Origin of the sequence: Microvirga vignae, from assembly GCF_001017175.1 — a bacterium.
In the GTDB taxonomy this organism is placed as follows: Bacteria; Pseudomonadota; Alphaproteobacteria; order Rhizobiales; family Beijerinckiaceae; genus Microvirga; species Microvirga vignae.
In genome coordinates this window covers 1-2,566 of record NZ_LCYG01000133.1, presented here as the reverse complement: position 1 = coordinate 2,566, position 2,566 = coordinate 1, and the positions used below count along the sequence as shown (strand labels likewise).

At 64.7% G+C, this 2,566-nt stretch carries 3 protein-coding genes; all 3 read right to left on the bottom strand.

All coding sequences use genetic code 11. The annotated features are described in order from the left end of the window. The coding region (locus AA309_RS30400; RefSeq protein WP_047192766.1) for an IS110 family transposase at positions 1-446 on the bottom strand (446 nt) is incomplete at its 3' end. A gap of 327 nt (positions 447-773) precedes the next feature. After that, complete coding sequence (locus AA309_RS30395) at positions 774-2,153, bottom strand: aminotransferase (protein ID WP_047192765.1); 1,380 nt, start codon at positions 2,151-2,153, stop codon at positions 774-776. 80 nt (positions 2,154-2,233) lie between these two features. After that, a partial coding sequence (locus AA309_RS30390) for an MlrC C-terminal domain-containing protein (protein ID WP_047192764.1) occupies positions 2,234-2,566 on the bottom strand: 333 nt, incomplete at its 5' end.

Sequence of the window (2,566 nt, the reverse complement as noted above, 5' to 3'; positions counted from 1 at the left end):
GTGAAGGTCACCGCAATCAGCGCACTGACGCCTGGCATCTTGGCTTGTAGCTGCTTGCGGGCCATGAGCAGCGCCCGCACCTCCTGGGCCGGCGGCGACTTGCAGTGGACGGGCCGGAACCAGCCCATGCGCAGCAGCTGGGCGATGCCGCGGGCGTCGCGGCGGTCGGTTTTGACAATCATGGCCGAGAGCGCCGCCTTCACATGCCGGGTCTCAAGCAGCACGGTGTCATAACCGGCCTTCTGCAAGCCCGCATGCAGCCACTGCGACAGAGGGCCGGCTTCGAGGCCAACGCGGGTGAGCGGTAGGTTCAGGCTGGCGAGAAAGGTGGCGAGCGTCTCCGGCTCGCTGGTGACCTTCGCCTCGCGGATGATCTGTCCTGTGGCATCGAGAATGCAGACGCTGCTCAGTTCCAAAGACACGTCAATCCCGGCATAATAGTCCATGGCTGTCCCTCACGATGCTTGGGGCCGATCCGCTCGGACCCCGTTTCAACACCATCACTCTGAGGGACAGCCACCCCGCGCCGCTACTGCGTGAGCGGCAGGCCCATTACGGCATCTAGATTTCGATCGTAATTCCCACAAGTCGCGGCTGCCTCGGCTTGTGCACCGGGAAGTGCCGGAACCGTAAGGAGCCTTCCGGAATACCGAGGTCGCGCGCGACCGCCTTACAGGGGCGCCGCGTGGGCTCTCGCAGGAAGCTCGGACGCCTGGCCTTCCAGCCTTTCGCGAGCGGGTGGACCGCCTGACGGACGGTCCGCCCCGGAAGGTTTATCCGACGAACTGGTTGAGATTGTCGCGCAGGCGCTTCACGAGCCAGTCGATCTCGTCCTTCGAGATGACGAGCGGCGGCGAGAAGACCAGGCTGTCTCGCACAGCGCGGGTGGTCAGGCCGGTCTTGAAGCAGAGATTGCGCACGGAGGTTGCCAAGCTCGAGACCGGTTCGATCGGCGTGCGCCCCTCCTTGTCCCGCGTCAGTTCGACGGCAGCCATCAGGCCGACGCCGCGCACCTCGCCCACCAGCGGGTGGTCGAGCAGTTCCCGCAGCCTCGCCTGGAAGTAGGGGCCGATCTCTTCGCCCACGCGCTCGACGATCCGCTCGCGCTTTAGGATGCGGATGTTCTCGAGCGCGACGGCAGCCGCCACGGGGTGGCCCGAACATGTATATCCGTGGTTCATGCGGCCGGGCTTGTCCATCAGGACGCTTGCCACCCGGCCCCCGAAGACGGAGGCAGAGATCGGCAGGTAGCCCGACGACAGGCCTTTCGCGGTGGTGATGATGTCGGGTTCGATCGCGTAGGTCTGGGAACCGAACCACTGCCCGGTGCGGCCGAAGCCGCAGATCACCTCGTCGCAGATCAACAGGATGTCGTACCTGCGGCAGATCTCCTGCACGCCCTGCCAGTAGCCCGGAGGTGGGGTCAGCACGCCGCCGGCCCCCTGCACGGGCTCGCCGATGAAGGCGGCAACGTTCTCCGGTCCGACGTGAAGGATCGTCTCCTCCAGCCGGTCAAGCGCCCACGCGCAATGTTCCTCGACCGTCTGGCCGCGGCCGTCGCGCCACCAGAACGGCGCCGGCGCGTGGTGGACGTCGGCGATCGGCACGCCCGCAATATCGTGCATATCATCGAACCCTGTCAGCGAGCCGGAACCGATCGAGCTGCCGTGATAGGCGTTGTGACGCGAGATGATCGCCTTGCGCTCGGGCCTGCCGAGGCGTGTCCAGTAGAGGCGGGCAAGACGGATGTTGGTGTCGTTGGCCTCGGAACCGGAATTTGAGTAGAATATGCGGTCGAGGCCGTTGGGGCTGATCGAGGCGATCTCGGCCGCCAGTTCGGCGGCCACCGGCGTCGTGGTCTTGAAGAAGGTGTTGTAGTAGGGCAGCTCTTCCATCTGCCGCGCCGCCGCTTCCACAAGTTCCTTGCGGCCGTAGCCGATGTTGATGCACCACAGGCCGCCCATGCCGTCAAGCAGCCGCTCGCCCTCGCTGTCCCACAGATAGACGCCTTCGCCGCGTGTGATGACGCGCACGCCACCCTCGGAAACGAGTTCCTGCTGGTCTGCGAAGGGATGCATGTGATGCGACAGGTCGAGGGCACGGATGCTCGAGGTGTCGTAGACTTGGCCCTTGCTGGTGATCGGCTCGTTCATGATGTGAAGTTCCTTCAGGATGCCTTGGTGGAGGCTAGGGTTGAAACGGATTCGGCTGGGTCGCGCTGTCGCGCCGCGGTTCAGGTCAGGTACGACTGGGGAACGTGGACGAAGGGGATCGTGCGCAGGTCCGACGGGGAGGGGCCCGGCGATTCGATGTCGATGATCTGGCTGCAATGCTCGGCGAACGAGGCCCGGAAATGGTTCTTGGCTTTCACCAGGAACAGCTGCACGTCCGCCAGGTCAAAAGCGTGCAGCCGGCACCAGCCGTAGTCGTTGACGGACTGGCACGTCTCGGTCACGACGATGACGTCGTCTAAGAATCCGTCCTCTGTGAGAATCGCGAGCGCCCCATGGGCGACCGCGCATCCTACTGAATGACCCATTGGGGTTATGCCCAACCGACAAGGCTC